This is a genomic window from Arthrobacter sp. U41 (genome assembly GCF_007679325.1).
GTDB lineage: Bacteria > Actinomycetota > Actinomycetes > Actinomycetales > Micrococcaceae > Arthrobacter.
On the sequence record NZ_VEGI01000004.1, the window covers coordinates 276,400 to 300,690 of the forward strand.

Sequence of the window (24,291 nt, forward strand, 5' to 3'; positions counted from 1 at the left end):
CCGTCGTAAGCAGTTGGCCTCAGGCAAAAACAGGCAAAACACAGCAGGCAAAAACTGCCGCTATTTCTCGCTGTGCTTGAGCACTTCCGGGATCAGTGCCCGGACGACGTCGGGCTGGTCCGAGATGATCACGATGTCCACGCGGCGGTTTCGCTCCATCAGCGCCGGCGTGGAATCGTCGTTGACCTGCCGAGCGGAGCCGAAGGCGACGGCGCCGATGGTTGACGGGGCGATGCCGCCGCGATCGACCATAAAGCGCAGCACATTCACGGCCCGGGCCGAGGACAGCTCCCAGGTTGACGGGTAGGCGGTCACCCCGTTGGCGGCGTGGCCTTCGACCATGATCTCCAGGGCCGCCGGGCCGAGGATGGGCGAGATGATTTTCAGGACCTGGGAGGCCCGCGCTGTCAGTTCCGGCCGGTCCGGTGCGAAAAAGGTCTGCGAGCCGACCAGTTTGACCGTGAGTCCGCGCTGGTCGATCTGGAATTCAACGTTCTCGGTGAGCCCGGCGGCGGCCAGGCCGGCCTTCATCTTCGCTTCAAGTGCCCGCAGCCGGTCCACTTCCTTCAGGGCCGCTTCGAGTGCGTCGGGCGCTTGCGTCTCCTTTGCCGCCGCCTGCGCGGCGAAGGCCTCAAGGTTTTCGTCCACGAATTCCGGCGGGACTACCGTGCCCTCGGCGGTGTCCACGGTTTCGCTCGCGACCGCGCCAAAGCCGGTGGCGAGTGAATTGCGGAGCTTCTCGAATTTGTTCGCATCCACGGTGGACATGGCGTAGAGGACGATGAACAGGCACATAAGCACCGTGACCATGTCCATGTAGGATGCCATCCAGCGTTCGTCGACGTGGTGCTCTTCGGGTTTCTTGCGGGGGCGACGGCGGCCACTCACGCGGCGCTGTCCATCGTTTCGGCGTCGCCGGCCGTTGCCTTGCGGCCGCTTCCGGAGCTCTTGAGCTGGTGCTCCGGAACCATGGAGCGGAGACGTTCGGCAAGCAGCAGCGGCTGGGCGCCGGCCTGCACGGCCAGCATGCCCTCCATCAGCAGCGTCCGGCGTTCAATGTCCAGCTCGGACAGCCGGGCCAGGCGGGAACTGAACGGCAGCCAGATGAAGTTGGCGGACAGCAGGCCCCAGAGCGTGGCGACGAACGCGGCGGCAATCATGTGCCCCAGTTCGTCCGGCTGGGACAGGTTTTCCAGGACGTGGGTCAGGGAGACGACAGTTCCGACGATGCCGACGGTGGGGGCGTAACCGCCGAGGGACGCGAAGAACTTCGACGCGGAATGGTCGCTGCGCGCCTTTGTGTCGATCTCATCCTCCATCTGCATCCGGAGGTCTTCGGCGTCGGTGCCGTCGGCGATGTTCTGCAGGGCCCGGGCCAGGAAGGGATCGTTGACGCTGGCCGCTTCTTCCTCGAGGGACAGAAGGCCCTCGCTGCGCGCCTTTTCCGCGAACCGGACCATCTGGTCGATGCTGTCCTGCGGCTTCGCTGTTTTCCCCATGAACATTCCCGGCACGGCCTTGAATGCCTGGATGACGTCTTTGAGGGTGTTCCCGGCCAGCCCGATGGCCAGGGTGGCCCCGAACACGAGGATCATCGGGGCGGGGAGCAGTAGCGAGGAGAGGCTGCCGCCTTCCAGCAGGACCATCACGATGAGGGAGCCAAAGGCGAGGAGCAGTCCTATGACTGTTGCGGGATCCATGGATTACTTTCTTGGTGGCTCAGGTGCGGGGCGGCGGCCGCCGCCGTCGTCAGGGTCCGACGGCGGCACGAGGCTTAACGGGTATCCCGTCACGGCGGGAAAGTCCCGTGCCTTGCTCAGGACGTACGCCCGGTAGTCGGCGATGAGTTCGACTACCTCCGCGAGGCTTTCCAGCACCACGTACGCGGCGCCGTCGAGGGTCACCAGATGGGTGTCCGGGCTCTCGTGGATGCGCTCGATCAAATCCGGATTGACCGCGAAGCGCGTTCCGTTGAGGCGTGTGACGACGATCATGGGCCGATTCTGCTCTGTTAGTAGGGGGCGGTGTTCTTGTAGTTACTGTCGGCATCCCGGGCATATCCGTTAGGCGTGGGCCGATTGCGTCTCCGGAAACGCGACTTGGTGCCGTAATACGCATCACATTCGGGCCTGATGGCTACAGTAAGCTGTCGACACCAGGCGATGCGGGTTCGAACAATCGTCAAAACTACCGAAACATGGGGGCGTCTTCGTGGCATCGCAGAGGCTTGGCGCGATCGGGAGCTTCGTCCCGCGGGGCTCCAATCTGCCCCAGCGGGCGTGGGCTTTCCGGCACCGGATGATTGTCCTTTTCGCCCTTGCCTCCTCCCTGGCCGTCGCGGTCTTTGCTTTGTTCCAGGGCGTCGAACCCGGGCATGCGCTCCTGGAGGCGGCCGCGCCGGTCCTGTTGGCGGCCGTTTCGTGGAGCGCCCGCTGGGGCCGCCGGATCCGTGCCTCCCTAACCTCGGTGGCACTGATGCTGGTCGCGGCCAGTGCCGTCCACTCGTCGGGCGCCATCGAAGCACATTTTCTGTTTTTCATCATGGTGCCGATTGTGGCCCTCTATGAGGACTGGACTCCGCTCGCCACCGCCGCGGCGGTGGTCTTCGCCCACCACGGCGTCGTCGGGATTCTGGCACCCCACCACCTCTACAACCACCCTGCCGCGCTGCAGGATCCCCTGGCGTGGGGGCTCATTCACAGTGCCCTCTTCCTCGCGATCTGTGCCACGAGCATTGTGCACTGGACCATCCACGAACGGGCCCGGGCCGAGGAGAACATCCTCCTGGACCGGCTCGCCAGCCAGGCCCTGCACGATCCGCTGACCGGACTGGCCAACCGCACGCTGTTGCACGAGCGGCTCAGTGCCGCCAGTGCAGCGGGCGCGCTCCGGGGTGAGCCCCTGCTGGTGCTCTCCGTGGACATCGACGGGTTCAAACCCGTGAATGATTCTTATGGCCATGCCGCCGGTGATGCCCTGTTGCTTGAGCTGGCACGGCGCATCCAGGCCTGCTGCCGGGCCGGGGACACCGCGGCGCGGACCGGCGGCGACGAATTCACCCTGCTGCTGCCTGGTTCGGACGGCAACGTGGCAGCGGGGATGGCCCGTCGGGTCATGAAGGCCGTGGCGGAGCCGGTCCAGGTGGCCGGGACGGAACTCCACATGACAGCAAGCGTGGGGGTCGCGCTCGGCTCGGGCGCCGAAAAGATCGAGGACCTGCTGGAGTGGGCCGATCAGGCCATGTACGCGGCGAAGCACGCCGGCAGGGGTCGGTATGTCGTCTACGACGGGCTGCGCACTTCAGATTCCGGCTGCACCCTGCGCGTCCGGCCGGACCAGGCCCGTTCCTGGGCCGCGTACACCAGGAGGCTGCGGGACCAGATTGCCACCGCCAAGCGTGTTGGCCGGCTGCCGGAACAAACCCGAGGGCCGGAGACGGCACGGCGGACACTGGAGTCCCTGCTGGCCGCCATCGATCAGCTGCCCTCCGGCACGCATCCCACCGGAATGCTTCTTCCGGAGCGGACTGCGCTTCAGGAGTTCGTCTTCCATCATGAACTGGTCCAGCAATGGACCGACTCGCTGACCCTCCGGGAGATCCTCAACGTGCCGCGCCCGGCTGAGGCCACGTCCTTCTGGGAGGCACTGCGGGGTACGGTGACGGACCCGGAGACCAGCAGCGCTGCGGAGACCGGGCCTCTGGGCGTTACGGCCGCGAGCTGACCGCCGGATTGAAGCCGGGGAGCTGGCGGATCGTCAGGCGCGAAGCCCGTGGACGAACTCAAGCTTGTCGATCACCCCGTCTGGGAGGACGAACGGGTAGAGATCGTCCTTTCCCATGCTCCGGTTGACCTGGTTCAGGGCAACCGAGAGCGGCAACCATTCGGTTTCCACGAGGTCGCGGAACTGGTTAGCCTCCGGTGCCTTCGGGATCAGGCCGAATTCCCGGGCGGTCTCAACGGTGTCGCAGATGTGCAGATAGTGGGCGAAGGACTCGGCGAAATCCTCGTACGGGTGCATGGTGGCGTACCGCGAGATGTACCGCTGTTCCCAGTCCGCGGGGGCGCCTTCGGAGTAGTGGCGGTCAATCTCTGCCTGGTAGTCCTTGGTGTCGTCGCCGAAAAGATCCCGGGCCTCGCGGGTCAGCTCGTCATGGCTGAAGACGAGAGCGTCCTCAAAATAGTGCCCCACCTCGTGCCGGAAATGACCCAGCATGGTGCGGTACGGCTCATCGAGCTGGGCGCGCATCCTTTCGCGGTAGGCGTCGTCGCTCTCCGCGAGGTCAATGGTGATGATCCCGCCGGCATGGCCGATGACCACGTTCTCGTGGACGCTGGACAGCAGGTCGAACGCCAGGCCCTTGTCAGGATCCTCCGCGCGGGTGATGATCGGCAGGCCCAGCGCAGCCAGCTCGGAGATGAGCTGGCGCTTGGCCCGCTCAGCCACCATGAACTGCGAAAGGCCTTTGGCGTCGCCGTCGTTGGGACGGGTACGCGTGAGGTCGCAGCTGAAGCACTGGCCGCCGTCCGTCGGGGCAAGCCACGTGCAACCGGAGAGCAAGAGATTCGCGCAGATGTACCACTCTGTGTCCGAGGAGTCCCGGTACCGCCCTTGCCCGTCCACCGCGACGATCGCGCGCAGCTCCCGATGGTATCCGAGGTTCGTTCCGCAGCGCAGGCAGGCCGAATTTTCGAAGAACACGGCCGAGCCGCAGGCACTGCAGGATTGTTTTTTCACCTCACGATCCTACCGTTGCCTGCGCCGGGCTAGAGTGGATGCCAACTTCGAGGAGGTGTGCATGGAGAACGACTCTTTGCCGTCCGAGGCCAGGGACCCCGGGCCCTTTTTCCACGGCACGAAGGCTCGCCTGTTGCCGGGGGACTTGCTGGAGCCCGGCTATAGCTCGAATTTCGGTGAGCGAAAGACGGCCAACTACATCTATCTGACCGCCACCCTTGATGCCGCTACCTGGGGCGCGGAACTGGGAGTGGGCGAGGGACCCGGCAGAATCTACCGGGTGGAGCCCACCGGCCCGTTTGAGGATGACCCCAATCTGACGGACAAGAAGTTCCCGGGCAACCCCACGAGGTCGTACCGCACCAGGGAGCCGCTGCGGGTGGTTGACGAGGTGGTGGACTGGCAGCCGCACTCCCCCGAGGCGCTTCAAAACATGCGGAACCACCTGGAAGAACTCAAGCGGCGCGGCATCGAGGCAATCAACTGAAGCCCCGCGCAACGCGACCCGGCCCGAGTCCGCGGACATTGATCCGCAGACTCGGGCCGGAGCCACTCATGAGACAGCCGGTTAGCGCTTGAGGTTGCCCAGCTCCTGCAGAACCTCGTCCGAGGTGGTGATGATGCGGGCGTTGGCCTGGAAGCCTCGCTGGGCGACGATCAGGTTGGTGAATTCCTGGGAAAGGTCCACGTTGGACATTTCCAGGGACCCGCCGGAAAGGCTGCCGATGCCGGCGTCGCCCGCTCCGCCCAGCTGCACGCCACCGGAGTTGGCGGTGGCGACGTAGGAGGAACCGCCAGTCTTCTCCAGACCCGAGGGATTGGTGAAATTGGCAAGTGCGATCTTGGCGAGGACCTGCTTCACGCCGTTGCTGAAGGAGCCGATCACGGAGCCGTCGTTGCCGAGGGTGTAGGACTCCAGTTTGCCAGCGGCGGATCCGTTCTGGCCGCTGACCGCGAGGGACGTCATCCCGGCGAAGGAGGAGACCTCGGGAAGGTTGACCGTGATGCCGCCGACCGTCAGCGGGCCGCCGCTGGTCAGCTTCCCGTTGGTGAAGCCCAGAGTCGCCGTTCCCGTGCTGCCGTTTTCGTCCGCCCCGGTCACGTTCCAGCTGTTGCCCGACCCGGTGAAGGTAAGGGTGAGGTTCCGCTCGGCGCCGGTGGCGTCGTAGACCTTGACGACGCGTTCCAGCGTGCCGCCCTCGCTCGGCAGGTTGCCGTCCACGGTGACAGCGTTCGTGGACACTGCGGGCACCAGGTTGTTGGCATTCAGGGCGAGGTCACCGACCGGCCCGCCGGTGTTAACCACACCGCTGACGGCCGTCCAGCCCTGCAGGATGCCGCCGTCGGGGCTGACCAGCTGCCCGGCGGCGTCGGGACTGAAGGCGCCGGCGCGGGTGAAGAGCTGCTGGCCGCCCTTGCTGGTGACGAAGAAGCCGTCGCCGGAGATCATCATGTCCGTGGCGCGGCCGGTGCTCTGCGAGGAGCCCTGGGCGAAGTTGGTGCTGACGCCGGCGACGCGGACGCCGAGGCCGATCTGCGCGGGGTTGCTGCCGCCGGCTTCGGCCTGCGGGCCGGCGGCGCCCTGCGTCATCTGGGACAGGGTGTCCTGGAACTGGGTGGACGACGCCTTGAAGCCGGCCGTGTTGACGTTGGCGATGTTGTTGCCAGTGACGTCCAGCATTGTCTGGTGGGCGCGGAGGCCGGAGATTCCGGAGTACAGCGAGCGGAGCATGGGAACTGCCTTTCTACGGGTGGAAAACTGGTCAGGAAACGGCCGGAGCGGTGAGCCCGGTGATGGAGTCGAGAGGGATGGAGAGGTCGCCGACCTTGACGGTCGGAACTGCTCCGGAGTAGGACACGGAGCTGGCGATGCCCGTGCCGGTGGTGCCGTCACCGAGCGTGTAGTCAACCGACTGGCCCACCAGCTGGGCTGCGGCCTGCCGCATCTGCAGGGAGAACCCTTCCTGGCTGTTGGTGGTCAGTTCCTGCATCTTCTCCATCATGGAGAGCTGGATGGTCTGGCTCATCATCTGGTTGGTGTCCATGGGTGCGCTCGGGTTCTGGTTCTTGAGCTGGGCTACCAGGAGGGACATAAAGACCTCCGAATCCATGGTCTGCACGGGTGCCCGCACGGCGGCTGCCTGCGAGGTCTCCCCCGCGGCTGTGACCGGCTGCGGGGCGATGGGCTGGATCGTCATGAGTCGCGTTCCTTCGTGTCAGACAAGAATGTCGAGGGTTGTTTGGGGGCCGTTCAGGATCCTGGCGTTGCGCAGTGCCGCGCCATCGGCCAGGGCGTCCCAGCGGTGGCCTGGGCGCTGATCGCCCGGGCCGTTGCGGTTACCCGGTGCGGAGCCGGAGTTCCGCCCGTCCGTGCCGGAGTCCTGGCCGGTACCGTCCCGTGCGGCGCTGCCCGGCCCGCTGTGCTCGGAGACGTCCAGGCTTGCCCCGAATCCGGCATCAGCAAGTTCCTTGCGGAGTTCCGGCAGGATCCCGCGGATGGCCTCACGCCCGGCGTCGCCCGGGGCGAAGAGCTCGATTCGCACCCCGGCGGCGTCGATCTGCGCCCGGACCGTCATCGGGCCAAGGTCCTCCGGGGTCACCTGCAGCGTCATGATGTGCTGTCCCTGCGGCGCCCCGGCGAGGGTGAAGAGCGGCTTCGCCAGCTGCGGCTGGAGCGTCGCTCCCGGCTGGGGCGCGGCCGGAACCGCAGGTTGTGGAGCGGCAGCGGCTGACGACGTCGGCTGGTTCACCGGTGCTGCGGCAGCGGTTCCGGCTGCCGCGAGCGCGTCGGCGGGAGCCGCCGCGGGTGCAGCAGCCGATGCTGCGGCGGGAGCGGCTGCCGGGGTGGTTTCTGTGCGGGTGCCGGACGTGCCGCCCTCGGCGAGCGCAGTGCCCGGGAGGCCGGCGCCCGGGAAAGATGCGGCGGTGCTGGCGGCCGCGCCGGTGGCCGCGACGGCGGTCGGCGGTGCCGAGGCGGGGGCAGGTGACGCTGGTGCTGCTGTTCCCGCAGGTGCCGCTGGTGTGGCGGCCGTTGTGCCGGCCGGGATGGCCGCAGTTGCCGCAGGTGCCGCAGCTGCGGGGGCAACGGTTTGCGCCGGCCAGGGCTCCCGGACTGCGCCGGTGGTGCCCGGAACCGGAGCAGGTGTCGCGGGCGCTGCCGTTGGGGCATGGGAAGGAGCCGAAGAACGGTTCTGCGTGCCGGCGGGTTGCTGCGCCGGGATGGCAGCTCTTGCCGTCCTGCCGTCCGGCACTCCGGCGGCGGCACCTGCGCCAGCGACGGCACCCATGCCGGAAGCTGCAGCGGATCCACCCGCAGCGGGAAGTGGCTGGCCGGGGCGTACTCCGGCCAGCTCATCGGCAGCAGCCATTGCCGTCTGCCCGGTTCCGGGTGCTACGGTTCCGGGCTGAACGGTCCCGGGCTGAGAAGTTGCAGGCTGAACGGTTCCAGCCTGCTGTCCCGCCACGGAAGCAAACCGGGGATCGAGTCCGGACTTCGGCGCCGGCGTCGCCGTCACGGGCTCGGCGGCGAGCGTCCGCGAGTGCTCCCGGCTGCCGGTCGCCGGAGCCCCGGGAACGGAAGTATCACCGGGAACAGTCGGCAGGGCATGCGGCAGACCGGCCCTGCCCGCGGCGGGCAGTTGACCGACAGCTGCCAGGTAGGGGGCGCCCGCGAGCGGCGCCGAGTTAGCAGCGTCGGCGGCGGCGGTGGTCACGGCGGACGGATCCTGCGCCGGGGCCGGTCCGCCGTCGGCTCCCCCGCCGGGCTGCTGGACATGCCCCCCGGCACCGGCGGCGGCCGGCGTGTTGATCTGGGCGCCGTCGGTCACGGCACTGCCGGCATCGGCGGTGGGTTCCTGTGCGGCGTCAGCCGTACCCTGAACGTCTTGGAGCATTGCCGCGAACGCCGTGGTGTTCGGGCTCCCGTCGGAAGACGAGCGTGCGCCCTCCTGGGCGCGGCCCTGGACCGGCGCGGCCAGCGCGGAAGCCAGATCCATGCCTTTCATGACGCCGCCCCGGCCGGGACGATGCGCCGGATGGAGGTCAGGTTGGAGTGCTGTTCCCAGGCATCGCGGATCTGGATGGTTTTGCCGGGGACCGGCGCGTCGATGGCCTTGCCGTTGCCCAGGTAGATGGAGATGTGGTCCCCGCCGAAGCTGACCAGCAGGTCCCCGGGCTTTGCCTCGGCCAGGGACGCCACCGGAGTACCCTGGCGCATCTGGTCACTGACCACGCGGGGAATCTCAATGCCGAGGTCCTTGAAGACCCGCTGGGTGAAGCCGGAGCAGTCCATCCCGGTGGCCGGGTTGGTTCCGCCCCAGACGTAGGGGACGCCGATGTACTTCTTGGCCACGGCCACCACGTCGTTGCCCGTCGCGGCGCCGGATGCCGGAACGGTGGCCGGCGGCGTGATGCCTTTCAGGGCACCGATCGGGGCGGTGCCGCCGAGGCCCAGGCTGTTGGCGAGGGAGGACAGGTCGGTCCCGCTGGGGCCGCTGGTCGCGCTGGTTCCACCCAGGGCCGCGGTCAGCGCCTCGGTGAAGGACCCGGCGTCGCCGTTTCCGGTCCCGGTGGCGAGCGACGTCGACGCCGCCGACTTCAGCGCGGAGGCGTTGGCCTCCGAGCCTGCGGGGCGTGACAATTCAGCGATCATCGATTGGATGCCCTGCATCCGGCCAATGGCCTCGGTCATACTCACGACCTGACCTCCTGCTCTTCGCGGTGCCAGACAGTGGAAGCGATCTCGTCCAGGGCCGACTGTTCGGCGCGCAGGTCCGCAGTGAGCACCTCGGCGTCGTGGCGGGCCTGCAGCTTCTCCAAGCCAACGGACCGGGTGCGGGCGGCGATGAACTCCTGGCGCGCCGTGGCCTCCTCGGTCTCCGCGATCCTGGAGAGGTTCTGCAGGTCCGCGAGCATGCTGTGGGACGAGGACCGCGCCGCGGCCACTGCCCGCAGGGAGGCGGAGCTCGAAATGGGCGCATCCCCCTCGGCGAGATCACGGCGTGCCGCGGCTTCGCGGGCCCGCACGGAGCTGGAGCGCGAGCGTGCGCCGGCCAGCCCGGTGGCAGCCTGGTCTTGCTGGAGCTGGCGGAGGCGCAGGAGCCCTGCCAGGGGGAATTGGCGGTTCATGCTGCTGCTCCCAGGATCGAGGTGAGGTGGGTGAGCCGTTGCCAGGACTCGGGGTGGGCGGTGGATTCGTCCATCGGCTGCTGCAGGAAGGTGCTGATGTCCTGCTCGTGGTTCAGGGCCGCGTCCACCAGCGGGTTGGTGCCCGCCTGGTAGGCGCCGACGTCGATCAGGTCCTGCGCGGCCTTGCGGGCCGCGAGGACGCGCCGCAGGGTCGCCGCCGCGTCAAGGTGCGGGCGGGCGTTGACCTTGGTGGCGACGCGGGAGACCGAGCCGAGCACGTCCACGGAGGGGAAGTGCCCGGTGACGGCAAGCTTCCGGTCCAGGACCACGTGGCCGTCCAGGATGGAGCGGGCTGCGTCGGCGATCGGTTCGTTGTGGTCGTCGCCGTCCACCAGCACGGTGTAGATGCCCGTGACGGAGCCGGTCTCGGCGGTGCCGGCGCGTTCCAGCAGCCGGGCCAGGATGGAAAAGGTCGACGGCGGATAGCCGCGGGTCGCGGGGGGCTCGCCGGCGGACAGGCCGATCTCCCGCTGCGCCATCGCTACCCGGGTGAGGGAATCCATCATCAGGACCACGTCCTGGCCGTTGTCCCGGAAGGACTCGGCGATCCGGGTCGCGGTGAACGCGGCGCGCATGCGCATCAGGGCAGGTTCGTCCGAGGTGGCGACCACGACCACGGAGCGGGCCAGCCCGGCCGGGCCGAGGTCGTCCTCGAGGAACTCGCGGACTTCACGGCCGCGCTCCCCCACGAGGGCGATCACGGAAACCTCCGCGTCCGTGCCGCGGGCGATCATGGAGAGCAGGGAGGACTTTCCGACGCCGGAACCGGCGAAGAGTCCCATGCGCTGGCCCTTGCCGAGGGTGGTCATGGTGTCCAGGACCCGGACGCCGGTCTGCAGGGGTGTGTTGATGCGGGCGCGTTTCATGGCGTTCGGGGCTTCGTTGTCGATCGGCACGCGGGGTCCGCTGGAGAGCGGTCCCTTGCCGTCGATGGGCCGGCCGAGGCCGTCAATGACGCGGCCGAAGAGCCCCGCTCCGGTGGGGACCAGGACGGTGCCGCCCTTGGCCCGGACGGGATCGCCCGCAGCGACGCCGGCCAGCCGGCCCAGCGGCATGCAGCGCACGGAGCTGTCCAGGGCAGCCACCACCTCGGCATCCAGTCCCGGGTTGGAGCCGACGGTCACCAGATCGCCCAGGGCGCAGTCCAGTCCGGACACTTCAAGGCCAAGGCCCATGACCGAGGTCACCACGCCGACGCGTTGCGGGGCGGCGGCGCGCAGGGCCGCGGCGTAGTCGGGTCCCTTGGGACGCCAGTCGGCGATCATCGCTGGTCCCCCGGCAAATTCTGGTCCCAGGCCTGGTCGCCCAAAAGCGCTGCGCGGGCGCGTGCCAGGGCGCTGCCGAGGCTCGCGTCCAGCCAGCCCTGCTGATATTCCACCTTGGCGTCACCGCGGTTAAGCGACGGGTCAGCGAGCAGCGGCAGGCCAGCGGGCAGGTCCTGGCCTTCCTTGGCGAGGACCTCGATGTCGGCCGGGTTCAGCCGGATGGCCAGTACCGTGGCAGCGTCGTTTCCGGACAGGGCGCGGTCCAGGGCGGCGCGGGCCGTCCTGCTGCCCTCGGCCAGTTCGTAGCCCAGGATGGCCTCAGCGAGTTCCAGCGCGGTGCGGGCCAGGACCTCCTCGGCGTCGTGCAGTGCCTGGACGTTCCGGTGTGAGAAGTCCGTGCGCGCCACGGCCAGGGCCCGGACGGCCCGGTCTAGGTCCTGCTGCCCGGCGGCCAGCGAGGCGGCCTGCTCGGCGGACATGCGGTCGCGCCAGCGGCGCTGTTCCTTGGCGGCGGCCCGGACACCGGCCGCATAGCCGGCGGCGTGGCCTTCGGTGTAGCCGGCCTGTTCGCTGGAGGGTCCGCTCGCGCGGAGCGAGGGGAAGACGATGCGTGCCGGGGCGCTGTCCGTGGCGGCCCCGTCAGTAAACATAGTCCTCTTCGTCCCCGCGCTGGATGGTGATCTGGCCGTCGGCTTCGAGCTCGCGGATGGACCGCACCACGGCGGCACGGGCTTCTTCGATCTGCGAAGCCCGCAGCGGGCCCAGGGCGGCGATCTCGGATTCGAGGATTTCGAGGTTGCGGCCGGAAACGTTGGTGGTAATGGTCTCCAGGACCGGCTCCGAGGCGCCCTTCATGGCCACGGCCAGCACGGACGCGTCCAGGCCGCGGAGGACCAGCTGCACGTCGCGGCGTTCCAGCTTCACGATGTCATCGAAGGTGACCATCTGGGCGCGGATTTCCACGGCGAGGTCCGGATCCAGCAGGTCCAGGCCGTCCAGCACGGAACGTTCCGTGCCGGCGTCGGTCCGGTTGATGATTTCCAGCAGCGGCTGGATGCCGCCCACCACCTTGGACGCCTGCTGCGAGACGGCCGCGCCGCCGCGCAGTTTGAGGGTGTCGGCCACAATCCCGATGGCCTCGGGCGCGCCCGAACCCATGGTCGCGATGCTCAGGGCGACGTCGGCCCGCAGCGAGCCGGGCAGCCCGGACATCACGGCCGAGGCCTTGCGGGGGCTCAGGTGCGCCAGGACCAGGGCGATGGTCTGCGGCAGTTCGCCGTCGATCAGGGCCAGGATCTGGACCGGTTCAATGTCCTCGAGGAACTCAAAGGATTTGCCGGCCATGTTGACCGTGAGCCGGTTGAGCAGCCCGGCCGCCTTTTCCGAGCCGAAAGATGCCTCCAGGAGGCCCTCGGCCAGCTCGCGGCCGCCACGGGCCTGCCGCGGGCTGGACATCGCGGCTTCGTGGAAGTCCTTCATGATCTGTTCGGCGACTTCCGGATCCACCTTCCGCAGGCGGACGATTTCCGCGGCGATGTCCTCGGCCTCGGCGTCGTTGAACTGGGCCATCACCTTGGCGGCGTTGTCCGGGCTCATCTGCATGAGAACGACGGCGGCACGTTGGGTTCCGGTGAGGGTCGAATCGGCTAGTTTCATACCGGCTGCCTGTCGTCCATAAGGCCGCGCAGGTAGTCGGCCGCTTTCTCCGGATTGGAGGCCACCATGCTGTCGATCTCGAAGCGGCGGCGCTCGGCCTCCACCTGGGCCGGCGGCGGCACAATCGGGGGAAGCGCGGTGAGCGGGATCGCCGACGTCGCGGGTGCCGGGGGCAGCGCCGTGACGGTGGGCATAACCGGCATCATCTCCAGGTCGAGGCGTTCGCCGAGGTCCACCGGCTCGCGCTTCTGCCGGCGGCGCAGGACGATGGCGATGACGAGGGCCAGAATGAGCAGTCCCAGCAGGATGCTGCCGGCCGTGATGAGGGTGCTGAAGAACGCTGACTGCTTCTGGGCTTCGAGTTCGGCCTTGGCCGCTTCGAGGGAGGCGGCAGCCTGGTCCGCCGCGGCGGTGCTGAACGGCACCACTTCGACGGTCACGACGTCGCCGCGGGCGGCGTCGACTCCGGCGGCGGCGGTGACGAGCGAGGTCAGCGAGGCGACGTTAAGTCCGCCGGCGGCGGCCTGGTCGACGGCCACGGAGATGGTCTGCCGTTTCACGGCGCCGGCCGGGATCACACGGTCCTCGGTGATCTTGTTGACGGCGTTGTTCTTGGTCTCGGTGGAGGAGTCGAAGCTGCCGTTTCCGCCAGTGTCGCCGGGAACGGCGATGTTGTCCGGGCCGAGGACTCCCGCGGCACCTCCTCCTGTACCGGTGTACTTCTCGGTTTTGGTGGACTCACTGAGCGGCAGGGCGCCCTCGGCGTTGGTGAAGGTTTCGCTTTTCTGCTGGGCGGATTCGCCTGTGATGTCCGCGGCCACCGCCACGGTGGAGTTGCCGGGGCCGACGACGCGGTCCATCACGGCCTTGACGGCGTCGGAGGTGCGCTGCTGGTAGTCGGCGGCCTGCTTGGACGCGGATCCCGCCGCGGCGCCGCCCACGGAAGACAGCACATTGCCCTGCGAGTCCACAACTGAGACGTTGGCGGGCTTGAGGTTTTCGATGGCGGCCGACGTCAGGTGCACGATCGCCTGGACTTTGTCGCCGGAGAGGGTGGAGCCGGGGGCCGTCTCCACGAAGACGGAAGCGGTAGTGTCCGGGGTCTTGGACACGAAGACGGTCTTTTCCGGAATCGCGAGGCGGACCGCGGCGGTCTGCACGCCGTCCATCGCGGAAATGGTGCTGGCGAGTTCCCCTTCGAGGGCCCGCTTGTAGGTGACGGACTGCTGGAACTCGGACGAGGTGACTCCCATTTTGTCCAGCAGGGAGTAGCCGGTGGCGGCCGCGGTGGGCAAGCCGGCGGCGGCGGCCTTGAGGCGCTCGTCGTAGACCCTGTCCTGCGGCACCAGGATGGTGGAGCCGCCGTCGCTGAGCTCATACGGCACATTGTCCGCGCGCAGCTGCTCCACGATGCCGTTGGCGTCGGTGTCCTTGAGTCCGGAGAACAGGGGCGTCAGGGCAGGCTTGGACAGCCAGGCCGAGAGCGCGATGATGCCCACTACCAGCAGCGCGGCGCCGATGGCGGCGATCGTGCGCTGACCGGCGGTGAAGCCCTTGAGACCGGCGCCGAAGCGCTGGAAGAAGACGGTAATCTGCGGAGGCATCAGGCCTGCATCCTCATAATCTCGTTGAAGGCGTCAACGCCCTTGTTGCGCATGGTGGCCACGAGTTCAAGGGTGATCTGCGCGCGGCTGGCCGCGAGGGTGGCGTTGTGGATGTCGTCCAGGTTGCCGGTGACAGCGGAGACGGCGAGCTCTTTCGACGCCGACTGCAGCTGCTGGAGGTTGTCCACCGCACCGGTGAGGGACGCGCCGAAGGCGGAGCCGTCAGTGCCGGTAGCGGCGCCCGCCCCGGACAGATAGTCGGTGGGCACAACGCCCTGGACGGGGGCGATCGGGGAAACAGGCATCAGGATCTTCCAATCTCAAGGGCGGCCAGGTAGCTTTCACGGGCGCGGTCCACAACCTGCGCGTTTGCCTGGTAGCCGCGCTGGGCGATGATGAGGGCGCCCATCTGTTCGGCCATGTCAATGTCCGGGTACTTCACGTTGCCGTCGGCGTCCGCCAAGGGGTGGTCCGGCTGGTGAACGATCCGGCCCTCGCCGTTGCCGAGCTGGGTGCTCTTGACGTAGACGCCGGAGCCTTCCGCGCCCTCTGCGGCCTCGACGTACTTGGCCTGGAACGCCGGTCCGTTGGTGCGGGAGGCGTTGTTCATGTTGGCAAGGTTGTCCGAAACGGAGTCGAGCCATTTGCGGTGCACGGTCAGGGCCGAGCCGGCGATGCCGATTGCGTCGAACGTCATTAGTTGGTCCTCATCGCGGCGCGGACTGCATTGAATTCCCCGCCGATGGCCCGGGCGGCGAACTGGAAGCGCAGCACAGTGTCGATGTTGGACAGGGTCTCGGTGTCCAGGTTGACGTTGTTGCCGTTCAACCCGGTGGGCTCCAGCGAGGTGCCCGTGGTGGCGCCCACGCTGCCGTCACCGGACCGGACAGAGTCCGCGAGGGCCGCCTCGAAACTGACACGCTTAGCGTGGTAATTCGGCGTGTTGACGTTCGCGATGTTGTTCGCGATGGCGCGCTGGCGCAGCGCCAGGCCGTCCATGGCGCTGGCCAAGGCGGCGGAAGTCACGGATTCGAGCACAGAGTCCTGCCTGGGATGGTGGGGTGGCCGATCCGTGGCCGTTAAACGAGCGATCCGTGCTCTATCAGTGGTTATCGGCACTGGTCAGCCGCGCGTTAGCAGAAAATATGAAAGGTTTTGTGCAGGTTTTTCCGCCGCGTGTTTTACCGGCGTTCGCCGGGCATCCTGCCGGGCGGTCAGCCGTTGACGTCGAGGTAGACGGCTCCGGAAGGATCCCCGACGCCGGGAACGGAAGAGACCGCGTGCAACTGCCGGGCGACGTCCATCCGGGCTTCTTCGAGCTTCCTGGCGACGCGCTCCTGCGCGGCGGACAACGCGAGCGCGCGGCGGCGGGCTCCGGCGGGAAGGGGTCCCGGGGGCGCGGGCGGCTGCCAGCGCTTCTCGGGCAGGGGCTCCACCCCTGTTTGGGGCGCGACGGAGAGCGGGCCCAGCGGGTCTTTCAGGGTGCGCTCGGCAGCGCCCACGGCCATCTCCAGCACATCCAGGATGGCATTCCAGGCCGCCAGGGCGGTGTCCGTGTGCGGCATCGGGGTTGATTCGGAGTGCTGGGTGCCGGCTCCCCCTAAGCCGGTCTCCACATCCGTCTGGTTACCCAAAACCGAGACTCCCGCCACCTGTTCCGGGCTGGGTGTTCCAGGCGCCGGCGGCGGAGAACCCTGTGGCGGCGGGGAAAGCTGCGGCGGGTCCGTAGCCGGCCGCTGCCGTGGCTGCGGGGGCCGCCGACGGCGCGGGAGCCGCGGCGGCAGCCTCATGCCAGGCCTGGCTCAAAGGCTCCAAAAGCTCGATGGCTTCGCGGGTCAGTGCCGGATCGCGCTGGATGTTTGCGTTGACCAGGGCGGTGAAGGCGTAGTTGTAGAGGCCCAGGAGACCGTCGGCGCCGTCCCAGGCGTCCGTCTTGAGCGAGGAGATCAGCTCGGCGATGATGGCCTGGCCGTGGAGGAGGTTCTCCGACGCGACCGGCCAGTTGGCCGACTGCTGCGCGGTCTCGGCCCGGCCCAGGTCCAGCAGGAGCCGGTCGTAGAGCATGGTGAGGAGGCGTGCCGGCGGCGCCGAGAGGACGGAGTCGGCGAGGTACTGGTTCCGCTGGGCGGCACTGCCGAAGCCATTGCCGTAGGACATGGTGGTCATGCTGAGTTACTTCCTGAAGAAAGGCCGCCCAGCTGGGCGGTGAGCCAGGACTGCTGCGCCTGCATGTTGCTGAGGGCCACTTCCAAACCGGAGTAGGTGCGCTGCAGTGTGGCCTTGCGGGATTCGAGCCGGGTGTCCCAGTCGCTGATCCGGTCGGCCAGGTCACGGACTTCGGATTGCTGGCCGGTGATTTTCTTGGTGAGCGTGCCGTCGTACTTGTCCGAGGCGGTGGTCGCGGCCGCGGCCACACGCGTGGCGATCTCCTGGACCTTGGCGGCGGTTCCTGCCGGGTCCGCGGCGAGGGCTGCCGAGAACTTCTTCTCGTCAAACTCCATGGTGCCGGTCTTGGTGATGCTGATGCCGATTTCCGACGGCGACCGCGGCGGCGTGCCCACCGGCAGGGATGCGGCAGAGAGGATGTTCTGGTTCACGGAGCGCACCGCACTGTCGCCGGCGAAGATGCCGGCCGTGGTCGAGGTGCCGCTCGTGTTGGTGGTGCTGGTGACGGCAGACTTGCTGGCCACGTAGGAGAAGATGCCGTTGACGCCTTCCACGAGGCTGGAGGCGAGCTTGGTGATGCCGGCGTCGTCGCGGGCCACGGTGAGCGTGACGGGAGCGGCGCTTACTTCCTTGGCGGTGACTGAGACACCTGGCAGCAGATCGGTGAAGGTATTCGTCGCGGACTTGATGGGTTGCTGATCAGCGAGTGTGCTCGTCGGCCAAAGCACGATCTCGGCGTCCTGCGCGGCCTTGACCTCGGTGAACGTGGTGCCGGGATCGCTGATAGTGAAGGCGCCGGCTTCGCCGGACTTCGTGGCGGTGAACTGCAGGCGGTATTCCCCGGCGCCGACGGCCACCTTGCTGGCAGTGACGCCTGCTCCGGCCGCATTGACAGCGGTCACGACGTCGTCGAGGTTGCTTGTGAGCGGCTCGATCGTGAAGGCCTGGCCGCCGCTGTTGATGGTCATGGTGGTGTAGGGCCAGCCGACCACAGCGTTCACTTTGGGTGTGACGGTGACCTGCGTCTGGGCCAGCTTGGTGACCTGGAAGTCGATGGACCCGGCTTTGGCGGCTGCCGTGGTGGTGGCAGTGACCTTGTCACTGGTCGTGGTGGCGGTGTTGAGGTCCAGCGCACCGGGCTTGGCGGCGGCGGTGGCCTGGGTAGCGAGCGCGGCCACCTTGCTGTTGAGTCCCTGCAGCGCGGACACCATGGACTGGAGGTCCTGGGACTTGTACTTCAGCAGCGTCTGCGGGATGGCCTCCACCTGCATCACGGAGCTGATGAGGGCAGTGGTATCGAGCCCGCTGGCTAGTCCGTCGAGTGAGATTCCCATCGCTGCCTTTCATTGCCGCACATGACTGCTGGTGCTTGGTGTTCGGAACTTCAGATGTTGCGCGTAAGGGCCGGACGATGGATTGCTCTCATCGTCCGGCCCTTCCGCAGTGTCTTGATCGGGATTAAGTCTTCGTCCGATCAGGGTGGTAGCCCTACTTCTGGACTACCGAGCTACCGGAAACCGGTTTAGCGCAGGAGCGAAAGAACACCCTGGCTGGACTGGTTTGCCTGGGCCAGCATTGCGGTGCCGGCCTGGGACAGGATGTTGGCCTTGGTGAACTTGACCATTTCCTGAGCCATGTCGACGTCGGCGATGCGGGACTGAGCGGCCTGCAGGTTTTCGCCGGCAACGTTCAGCGACTTGATGGTGTGCTCAAGGCGGTTCTGGGCTGCACCGAGCTTCGAGCGCTCAGTCGAGATGTCCTTGATGTTCCCATCCAGCGCCAGGATGCTGGCAGAAGCGCTCGTTGCGGAATCGAAGGCCAGCGCCTTCACATCCGCACCCAACGTCGAGATATCGGCCGCGGTCAGGGCAACGGTGATCTGGTTCTCATTCGCGTCATCGCCGGCACCAATGTGGAAGGTGAGGCTGGCGGAGCCGTCGAGCAGCTTGATGCCGTTGAAGTTTGTGGCGTCACCGATGCGCGTAAGCTCATCGCCCAGCGCGGTTACTTCAGTCTGGATTGCCGTGCGAGCATCAGCATTGTTCGAGTCGTTACCCGCCTGGACAGCCAGGTCACGAACACGCTGCAGGATGGAGTGGACCTCGGTCAGGGCGCCTTCAGCGGTCTGGATGACCGAGATGCCGTCCTGGGCGTTGCGGGCGGCCTGGGCCGAACCGGTGACCTGCGACTTCAGGCCTTCGGAGATGGACAGGCCGGCTGCGTCATCCGCTGCACGGTTGATGCGCAGGCCTGTGGACAGCTTCTCCAAGGACTTGGAGAGATCGTTCTGGGTGGCGTTGAGGTTGCGGTAAGAGTTGTTTGCCGCAAGGTTGTTGTTGATCTGGAAGCCCATGATGTTTCCTCCGTGAGTGGGACTGTAAGCGATGGCCCATCCGTGGGCCTTCAGAAGTAGTTATCGCCCTTTCCGATACACACGTAAGGAAAATGGCGAAATTCTTTTCCGAACCTTTTAAGTAGCTATTCCGCCTGTAATCAGCCTTATTCCCGCTAACGGATCCCGGTCCCCTGCCGATAGTTTCTACGAACCCTGCTGAAGGCTGCAGCCGACTCCTTGTACTGCATGCCCGGCACCACCGCTTTAGTCACCTTTGAGGGAGCCGTCCGGACCATGGCCATCCACGAACTTTCAGCCCTGCTGTGGCGGGAGCGTGAACTCCTGGACGTTCTCACCTTCAAGCTGGAGGAAGAGCAACTGCTGCTCACGTCGGGCAAGTCCCGCTGGCTGCCCCACGGCACCCGGGAAGTTGAACAGGTCCTGGGGCACCTGGCGCAGGCGAGCCTGGCGCGTACCATCGAGGCCGCCGTCGTCGCCGAGGTCTGGGGCCTCCCCACGGACGCGTCCCTGGCGGAACTGGCCGCGGCGGCTCCGGAAGGCGCCTGGGCCGAGATCCTCACCGCGCACCTGAGCGCACTGACCCGCCAGACCGCCCTCATCAAGGAACTGCGCGACTCCAACGAGCAGTACCTGCGCACCGCCGTCCGCTCCACCCAGGAGTCGCTGGCCGATCTGCGCCCCGCCGCGGGCACCTACGACGCACACGGCAAGACCGGGGACACCGCTGGCTCCCGCATCTTCGACAAGCAATTCTAAGGAAGCCACCATGAGCACCTTCGGCGCCCTGAACACCGCCTACCGCGGGCTGACCGCAGCCCAGCAGGGCATGAACGTGGCGGGCCAGAACATCGCCAACGCCGCCACCGAGGGCTACACCCGGCAGCGCGTCGATCAGTCTTCCCTGGCAGCGCCCGCCCGTGGACTCTTCAGCGGCGGAGCGCTCCAGCCCGGCCAGGGTGTGTCAGTAAACGCCATCTCACGGCTCGGCAGCAGCTTCCTCGACGCCGGGGTCCGCTCGGCGGGCGCGCAGGCCGGCTACGCCACCGTCCGCTCCTCGGCGCTGCAGGGCATCGAAGGCATCCTGCAGGAACCGGGCGACAATGGTATTTCGAACGCGCTGCAGGGTTTCTGGTCCGCGTGGCAGGGCGCCGCCAACCAGCCCACCGAGTCCGGACCCAAGGGCCTGCTCCTGACGGCCGCTAACTCAGTGACGGACAAGATTTCCTCCGCGTACACGGCCCTCGACTCGCAGTGGAGCAGTGTGCGCAGTGAAGCACAGGACGCGGTCACCGCCGTCAACGCGGCGGCCGCGCAGGTAGCGTCCTACAACACCACCATCCGTTCCACGCTGGCGGCCGGCGGATCGGCCAACGAGCTGATCGACGCCCGGGCGAAACTCACGGACCAGATCGCCGGTCTCGCCGGCGGCACCGTCCGTGAACAGCCCGATGGCACCGTGGACGTCCTGGTGGGCGGTAACGCCCTCGTCACCGGCGGCTCCGTCCGGACGCTCAAGCTGGCCGGCGCGACGGCCATGGCTGACGCCGCAACCGACGCCCCGCGCGTCGAATGGACCAACCCCGGCGGCACGGCAGCCCTCGACGGCGGCGAACTCGCCGGTGCCCTGTCCGTGCTGGCACCCGCTTCCGGAGGATCCGGGGGCCCCATCGCTGAGGCAGCCGAGTCGTACAACAGGTTTGCGACCGCACTCGCCACGGCGGTCAACTCCGTGCATCGGGATGGTGTCACCGGCACGGGCGCAACCAACGTCGACTTCTTCACCACCGGCACCGGACCAGCCGCGCTAAGCATCGCCGGCCCCACCAGTACCACCACCATCGCCCTCAAAGCTTCAACGGGCGGCGCCCTGGACACCAGCATCGCGGACCAGATCTCGCAGCTCGGCACCGGTGCGAATTCGCCGGACAAAGTCTGGGCTGGGATCGTCACGGACATTGGGGTGCAGTCCCGCGGAGCCCAGCAGCACGAGTCACTCACCGATGCCGCCCAGGCTTCCGCCCGGACCAGCCGGGCCTCGCAGTCATCCGTGAGCCTGGACGAGGAAAACGTCAGCCTGCTCACCAACCAGCACGCCTACCAGGCCGCGGCCCGCGTGATGACCGCCGTCGACGAAGCCCTGGACGTCCTGATCAACCGCACCGGATTGGTAGGAAGGTAGCCACATGCTGAACCGCGTTACAAACCTCACCATGAGCGCGAACGCCCTGCGGACGCTGCAGACCCAACAGTCCCGGCTGTCCGAGTTGCAGGACAAGGCCACCACGCTCAACAAAATCTCCCGTCCCTCGGACGATCCCGCCGCTACGGCCAAGGCGCTTGAAACCCGTTCCTTGCTCGCAGCCACCGCGCAGTACGGCCGGAACATCGACGACGGCAACACGTGGCTCACCGCTGCTGACTCCGCACTCGAGCAGGCCACCAACGTGATGCACCGCATCAAGGACCTCACCGTGCTGGCCGGCAACGGCTCGCTGAACCAGTCCGGCAAGGATGCCATCGCCCTCGAGCTGGAGGCTCTGAACAAGGACCTTGTCTCGGTCGCCAACAGCAAGCACCTGGGCCGGAACATCTTTGCCGGTAATTCCGATGCCGACGCTGCCTTCACGCCGGGCACCGCGCGGGACCCCGCCAACCCGGCCGACCCCGGCACACCGCCCGTTTTCCAGGGAACCGGGATCAGCCCGGTGGAACGGCGCATCAGCGCCACCCAGACAGTCCGGGTCGACGCCGACGGCGAAGCGATCTTCGGCAGCGATGCCGGCTCCGTCTTCGCCACGGTGGCCAATATCGCCGCGCAGCTCCGCAGCGGCGGGGACATCACCTCGCAGCTTGCTCCCCTTGAGGCATCGTTTAAGAACATCGTCAACGGACGTGCTGAGATAGGAACACGCCAGGCGCAGCTGGAACGCGCCGGCACCGTCAACACAGATTTGGAGGCCACCTTGGACGCCCAGCGGACCGGCATTGAAAAGGCAGACCTGGGCAGCGTCATCATGGACCTGAAGCTCCAGGAGACCAACTACCAGGTGGCCCTGGCCGCCACGGCGCGGGTCCTGCAGCCCACGCTGATGGACTTCCTGCGGTGAACACGCCTGTGGCCGATGTCCCCGTCACCAGCACCCCCGTGACGTTCACTGCGCCCATGCCGGGGCTGGAGAACGTCAACGACTTCACGCTGCGCAGCGTCGAAGGCGCCGGCGGCCTCTACGCACTTGAGGCTGCGTCTCCCAGCCCGGTCCGGTTGTTCCTCGCCGACGCCGCCGTGTTTGTGCCGGGCTACGCGCCGCCGGTTCCGGCGGCCACAGTGCAGTCCCTGGAACTCGAGCAGGACCAAGAACTCCAGGTGCTGGTGGTGCTCAACCACTCCCCCAAAGCCACCACGGTGAACCTCATGGCCCCGATCGTGCTGAACCCGGCAACCCGCCGCTGCGCCCAGCTGGTCATGGACGGCCGGGAGTACCCGCTCCGGGCGGACCTCAACTCCCTCTAGCGATCCCGCCGGTGCCAGGCCTCACCAGAATTGCGCGACTCTCACCAGAAATGCGCGACGTCGATCACCAGACGTGAGCCCGCCCCCGGTCCCGCCAGGGCGAACACGCGGAACGGCAGCCGGGCCCGGACCCCGATGCCCAGGCTGGAATACCCTTCGAAACTGCCTGCCCAGGCCACCTGCCGGAACGTCTGGTAGCCCGTGACGTTGGTCAGTTCCTTAGGGTTTGCCGGGTTGTACGTGGACTTGCCGTTCTGGTCATACGCCGGCGCGTTGACTGTGACCTGGATGAAGGCCTGGCCCCGTAGCGGGACCGGCAAGCCGGAGCCGTCCTGCGTCACCTGCGGAACGTAGCGGACTGTATAACCGCCAACGCGCCCGTTGAGGTCGATGACCAGCCGGTCGAAGCAGTAGTGCTGGCCGGTTCGCACGTTCGTCACTTGGGCCTGGCTCATGGCGGGTTTCGCCTTGACCAGCGATCCCCATACGAGGCCGCAATAGGGAGCCGCCGATGCGGGAGCGGGCGCCACGAGCCCGGATGCAACCGCCAGCATGATTGCGATAAACCACACCCGGAACTTCTTCATGTGGGCTGCCCCCTCAAGAGTTGAGATAACACCAGAATAGGAGCGTTCCCGCGCCGAATCGAGGGGCAATCCGGCATCGGCGCCCAACCGTTAGGCTGCGCCGCGCCCGGTCACGGGACGGTTGCGCCGCCGTCGTCCTCCTGTCGGGAAGCGCCGTGGAACGGCGAAGCGCCGGACCCCTTGCGGGTTCCGGCGCTTCGTGGTGCATTGCTGCGAAGTGGTGGCACTGTGAAGTGGTGCCGCGCGGTGGAAGGTCCCCTAGCCTTCGCAGTCGCGGCAGTACTTCAAGCCGTTCTTTTCCTTGGCCACCTGGGACCGGTGACGGACCAGGAAGCAGGAGGAGCAGGTGAATTCGTCGGACTGCTCGGGAACAACAATGACCGTCAGTTCTTCGCCGGAGAGATCGGCACCGGGAAGGTCGATGCCTTCTGCCGTGTCGTTCTCGTCGACGTCGATGACGGCGGTCTGCGCGCCGCCGCCACGGGACGCCTGAAGGGCCTCCAGCGACTCAGCGGGAGACTCTTCTTCTGTCTTGCGTGGTGCGTCGTAATCGGTAGCCATGTGGGGGTTCACTTTCGTTGCTGCGCAGCGCCATTTCAGGCACCTCAGTGAAGCAGTTTAGGACATTATGCACGCGGCCGAAGAATAGTGTGGCGAAACCGACACTTTGCGTCACTGGGCCGGGCCCTGCGGCCTGCGCGCCTCACGCCACCGGCCAGACAACCAGTGTCTTCCAGGCCCCCGGATCGGGTTCGGCGGCCGGGTCGGTGAGGTAGTACTCCCACATCACGTTCCCCGGGGTCAGTCCCGCGGCCTGCATCTTCCCCGTGATGGCTTTGTACGTTTCGGGGAGTTTCTCGTACGGCCCCACGTGCATGGCTTCCATGGCGCGTCCGGCGGGCAGGGATCCCGCCGTCACTCCCCCGTGGTCGCCAGGCCACGGAAGCGGCGCCGCCACCGGAAAGCCCGCCTCCACGTCCACGACGTCGGTGGGCATGCCGTGGTACAGAGCGAAAGGCGGTCCGGCCAGTTGGACCTGCTGCTGCTCGGCCGCGGCCATCACGGCCTGGTAGGCGCGGCCGAAGAACTCCTTCAGTGCGTTCATCGGCACGGTTTCGCGCAGCACCGCCGTCGGTTGCTCCTCGAGTTGGGTGGATTTGATCTCCGGCGTCTTTTCCGGACTCGCTTCGGTCATGAGCCCACACTCCGCTCCACGGTTTCC

The 24,291-nt window shown here is 67.3% G+C and carries 29 protein-coding genes; 6 read left to right on the forward strand and 23 right to left on the reverse strand.

Annotated features, from left to right (window positions below):
• Positions 1-60: 60 nt before the first annotated feature.
• The 3 genes from FS787_RS14095 to FS787_RS14105 are packed head-to-tail and all read right to left on the reverse strand — an operon-like array spanning position 61 to position 1,994.
• Entirely contained in the window at positions 61-888 is an 828-nt protein-coding gene (locus tag FS787_RS14095; RefSeq protein WP_144673213.1) for a flagellar motor protein MotB, read from the reverse strand.
• Positions 885-1,700: a motility protein A gene (locus FS787_RS14100; protein WP_144673215.1), complete on the reverse strand. Its 816-nt coding sequence runs from the start codon at positions 1,698-1,700 to the stop codon at positions 885-887. The genes FS787_RS14095 and FS787_RS14100 overlap by 4 nt, the downstream gene beginning before the upstream one ends.
• Positions 1,701-1,703: 3 nt before the next feature.
• Entirely contained in the window at positions 1,704-1,994 is a 291-nt protein-coding gene (locus tag FS787_RS14105) for a flagellar FlbD family protein (protein ID WP_144673217.1), read from the reverse strand.
• Positions 1,995-2,211: 217 nt separating this feature from the next.
• On the opposite strand from FS787_RS14105, the gene FS787_RS14110 reads away from it, so the two are divergent.
• Positions 2,212-3,723 carry a GGDEF domain-containing protein gene (locus FS787_RS14110; RefSeq protein ID WP_144673219.1) on the forward strand — a complete coding sequence of 504 codons (1,512 nt, stop codon included), beginning with the start codon at positions 2,212-2,214 and terminating at the stop codon, positions 3,721-3,723.
• Between the two features lie 33 nt (positions 3,724-3,756).
• Here FS787_RS14110 and FS787_RS14115 read toward each other — a convergent pair whose 3' ends face one another.
• A complete protein-coding gene (locus tag FS787_RS14115) occupies positions 3,757-4,737 on the reverse strand; it encodes a putative zinc-binding metallopeptidase (RefSeq protein ID WP_144673221.1) in 981 nt (326 codons plus the stop codon).
• Between the two features lie 61 nt (positions 4,738-4,798).
• Here FS787_RS14115 and arr point away from each other — a divergent pair, with 61 nt between their 5' ends.
• Positions 4,799-5,224, forward strand: a complete 426-nt coding sequence (arr, locus tag FS787_RS14120) for an NAD(+)--rifampin ADP-ribosyltransferase (RefSeq protein ID WP_144673223.1) — start codon at positions 4,799-4,801, stop codon at positions 5,222-5,224.
• Between the two features lie 81 nt (positions 5,225-5,305).
• On the opposite strand, the gene FS787_RS14125 is transcribed toward arr, so the two are convergent.
• The 16 genes from FS787_RS14125 to FS787_RS14200 form a co-directional block, all read right to left on the reverse strand.
• Positions 5,306-6,469 (reverse strand): flagellar hook protein FlgE, encoded by a 1,164-nt coding sequence (locus FS787_RS14125; protein ID WP_144673226.1) that lies wholly within the window; start codon positions 6,467-6,469, stop codon positions 5,306-5,308.
• A 31-nt stretch (positions 6,470-6,500) separates the two neighbouring features.
• Complete coding sequence (locus FS787_RS14130; protein WP_144673228.1) at positions 6,501-6,935, reverse strand: flagellar hook assembly protein FlgD; 435 nt, start codon at positions 6,933-6,935, stop codon at positions 6,501-6,503.
• 18 nt (positions 6,936-6,953) lie between these two features.
• Positions 6,954-8,741, reverse strand: a complete 1,788-nt coding sequence (locus FS787_RS14135; protein WP_144673230.1) for a flagellar hook-length control protein FliK — start codon at positions 8,739-8,741, stop codon at positions 6,954-6,956.
• The gene (locus tag FS787_RS14140; RefSeq protein ID WP_260982570.1) at positions 8,738-9,427 is read right to left on the reverse strand and encodes a C40 family peptidase; all 690 of its coding nucleotides are present in this window, start codon (positions 9,425-9,427) and stop codon (positions 8,738-8,740) included. Before FS787_RS14140 ends, FS787_RS14135 begins: the two co-directional genes overlap by 4 nt.
• A 2-nt stretch (positions 9,428-9,429) precedes the next feature.
• Complete coding sequence (locus FS787_RS14145) at positions 9,430-9,864, reverse strand: flagellar FliJ family protein (protein ID WP_144673234.1); 435 nt, start codon at positions 9,862-9,864, stop codon at positions 9,430-9,432.
• Positions 9,861-11,189, reverse strand: a complete 1,329-nt coding sequence (locus tag FS787_RS14150; protein WP_144673236.1) for a FliI/YscN family ATPase — start codon at positions 11,187-11,189, stop codon at positions 9,861-9,863. The genes FS787_RS14145 and FS787_RS14150 overlap by 4 nt, the downstream gene beginning before the upstream one ends.
• On the reverse strand, positions 11,186-11,839 hold the full coding sequence (locus tag FS787_RS14155; protein WP_144673238.1) for a FliH/SctL family protein: 654 nt from the start codon (positions 11,837-11,839) through the stop codon (positions 11,186-11,188). Before FS787_RS14155 ends, FS787_RS14150 begins: the two co-directional genes overlap by 4 nt.
• The gene (gene fliG, locus FS787_RS14160) at positions 11,829-12,845 is read right to left on the reverse strand and encodes a flagellar motor switch protein FliG (protein ID WP_144673240.1); all 1,017 of its coding nucleotides are present in this window, start codon (positions 12,843-12,845) and stop codon (positions 11,829-11,831) included. The genes FS787_RS14155 and fliG overlap by 11 nt, the downstream gene beginning before the upstream one ends.
• Positions 12,842-14,449, reverse strand: a complete 1,608-nt coding sequence (fliF, locus tag FS787_RS14165; protein WP_144673242.1) for a flagellar basal-body MS-ring/collar protein FliF — start codon at positions 14,447-14,449, stop codon at positions 12,842-12,844. The genes fliG and fliF overlap by 4 nt, the downstream gene beginning before the upstream one ends.
• Positions 14,449-14,754, reverse strand: coding sequence for a flagellar hook-basal body complex protein FliE (gene fliE / locus FS787_RS14170; protein WP_144673244.1), 306 nt, complete (start codon positions 14,752-14,754; stop codon positions 14,449-14,451). The genes fliF and fliE overlap by 1 nt, the downstream gene beginning before the upstream one ends.
• Positions 14,754-15,146 (reverse strand): flagellar basal body rod protein FlgC, encoded by a 393-nt coding sequence (locus FS787_RS14175; RefSeq protein WP_144673246.1) that lies wholly within the window; start codon positions 15,144-15,146, stop codon positions 14,754-14,756. Before FS787_RS14175 ends, fliE begins: the two co-directional genes overlap by 1 nt.
• Positions 15,146-15,487, reverse strand: coding sequence for a flagellar basal body rod protein FlgB (gene flgB / locus FS787_RS14180; protein ID WP_056424328.1), 342 nt, complete (start codon positions 15,485-15,487; stop codon positions 15,146-15,148). The genes FS787_RS14175 and flgB overlap by 1 nt, the downstream gene beginning before the upstream one ends.
• Positions 15,488-15,663: 176 nt before the next feature.
• Positions 15,664-16,083, reverse strand: a complete 420-nt coding sequence (locus FS787_RS14185) for a hypothetical protein (protein ID WP_222124075.1) — start codon at positions 16,081-16,083, stop codon at positions 15,664-15,666.
• Positions 16,076-16,615, reverse strand: a complete 540-nt coding sequence (gene fliS, locus FS787_RS14190) for a flagellar export chaperone FliS (RefSeq protein ID WP_144673250.1) — start codon at positions 16,613-16,615, stop codon at positions 16,076-16,078. Before fliS ends, FS787_RS14185 begins: the two co-directional genes overlap by 8 nt.
• On the reverse strand, positions 16,612-17,949 hold the full coding sequence (fliD, locus tag FS787_RS14195) for a flagellar filament capping protein FliD (RefSeq protein ID WP_144673252.1): 1,338 nt from the start codon (positions 17,947-17,949) through the stop codon (positions 16,612-16,614). The genes fliS and fliD overlap by 4 nt, the downstream gene beginning before the upstream one ends.
• A 188-nt stretch (positions 17,950-18,137) precedes the next feature.
• Entirely contained in the window at positions 18,138-18,968 is an 831-nt protein-coding gene (locus FS787_RS14200; protein WP_144673254.1) for a flagellin, read from the reverse strand.
• Positions 18,969-19,244: 276 nt separating this feature from the next.
• Between FS787_RS14200 and FS787_RS14205 the strand changes: the two genes are divergently transcribed.
• The 4 genes from FS787_RS14205 to FS787_RS14220 are packed head-to-tail and all read left to right on the forward strand — an operon-like array spanning position 19,245 to position 22,482.
• Positions 19,245-19,727, forward strand: a complete 483-nt coding sequence (locus FS787_RS14205) for a flagellar protein FlgN (protein ID WP_144673256.1) — start codon at positions 19,245-19,247, stop codon at positions 19,725-19,727.
• A gap of 10 nt (positions 19,728-19,737) precedes the next feature.
• Positions 19,738-21,150: a flagellar hook-associated protein FlgK gene (gene flgK / locus FS787_RS14210; protein ID WP_144673258.1), complete on the forward strand. Its 1,413-nt coding sequence runs from the start codon at positions 19,738-19,740 to the stop codon at positions 21,148-21,150.
• Positions 21,151-21,154: 4 nt separating this feature from the next.
• On the forward strand, positions 21,155-22,078 hold the full coding sequence (flgL, locus tag FS787_RS14215; RefSeq protein WP_144673260.1) for a flagellar hook-associated protein FlgL: 924 nt from the start codon (positions 21,155-21,157) through the stop codon (positions 22,076-22,078).
• Entirely contained in the window at positions 22,075-22,482 is a 408-nt protein-coding gene (locus tag FS787_RS14220) for a flagellar assembly protein FliW (RefSeq protein ID WP_144673262.1), read from the forward strand. Before flgL ends, FS787_RS14220 begins: the two co-directional genes overlap by 4 nt.
• A gap of 41 nt (positions 22,483-22,523) precedes the next feature.
• Here the strand turns inward: FS787_RS14220 and FS787_RS14225 are convergent, their stop codons facing one another.
• The 3 genes from FS787_RS14225 to FS787_RS14235 all read right to left on the reverse strand — a co-directional run bounded on the left by FS787_RS14225 (position 22,524) and on the right by FS787_RS14235 (position 24,264).
• Entirely contained in the window at positions 22,524-23,069 is a 546-nt protein-coding gene (locus tag FS787_RS14225) for a hypothetical protein (protein WP_144673264.1), read from the reverse strand.
• A gap of 258 nt (positions 23,070-23,327) precedes the next feature.
• Positions 23,328-23,630 (reverse strand): DUF4193 domain-containing protein, encoded by a 303-nt coding sequence (locus FS787_RS14230; protein WP_056741192.1) that lies wholly within the window; start codon positions 23,628-23,630, stop codon positions 23,328-23,330.
• 142 nt (positions 23,631-23,772) lie between these two features.
• Positions 23,773-24,264, reverse strand: coding sequence for a GyrI-like domain-containing protein (locus tag FS787_RS14235; RefSeq protein WP_144673266.1), 492 nt, complete (start codon positions 24,262-24,264; stop codon positions 23,773-23,775).
• Positions 24,265-24,291: the final 27 nt, after the last annotated feature.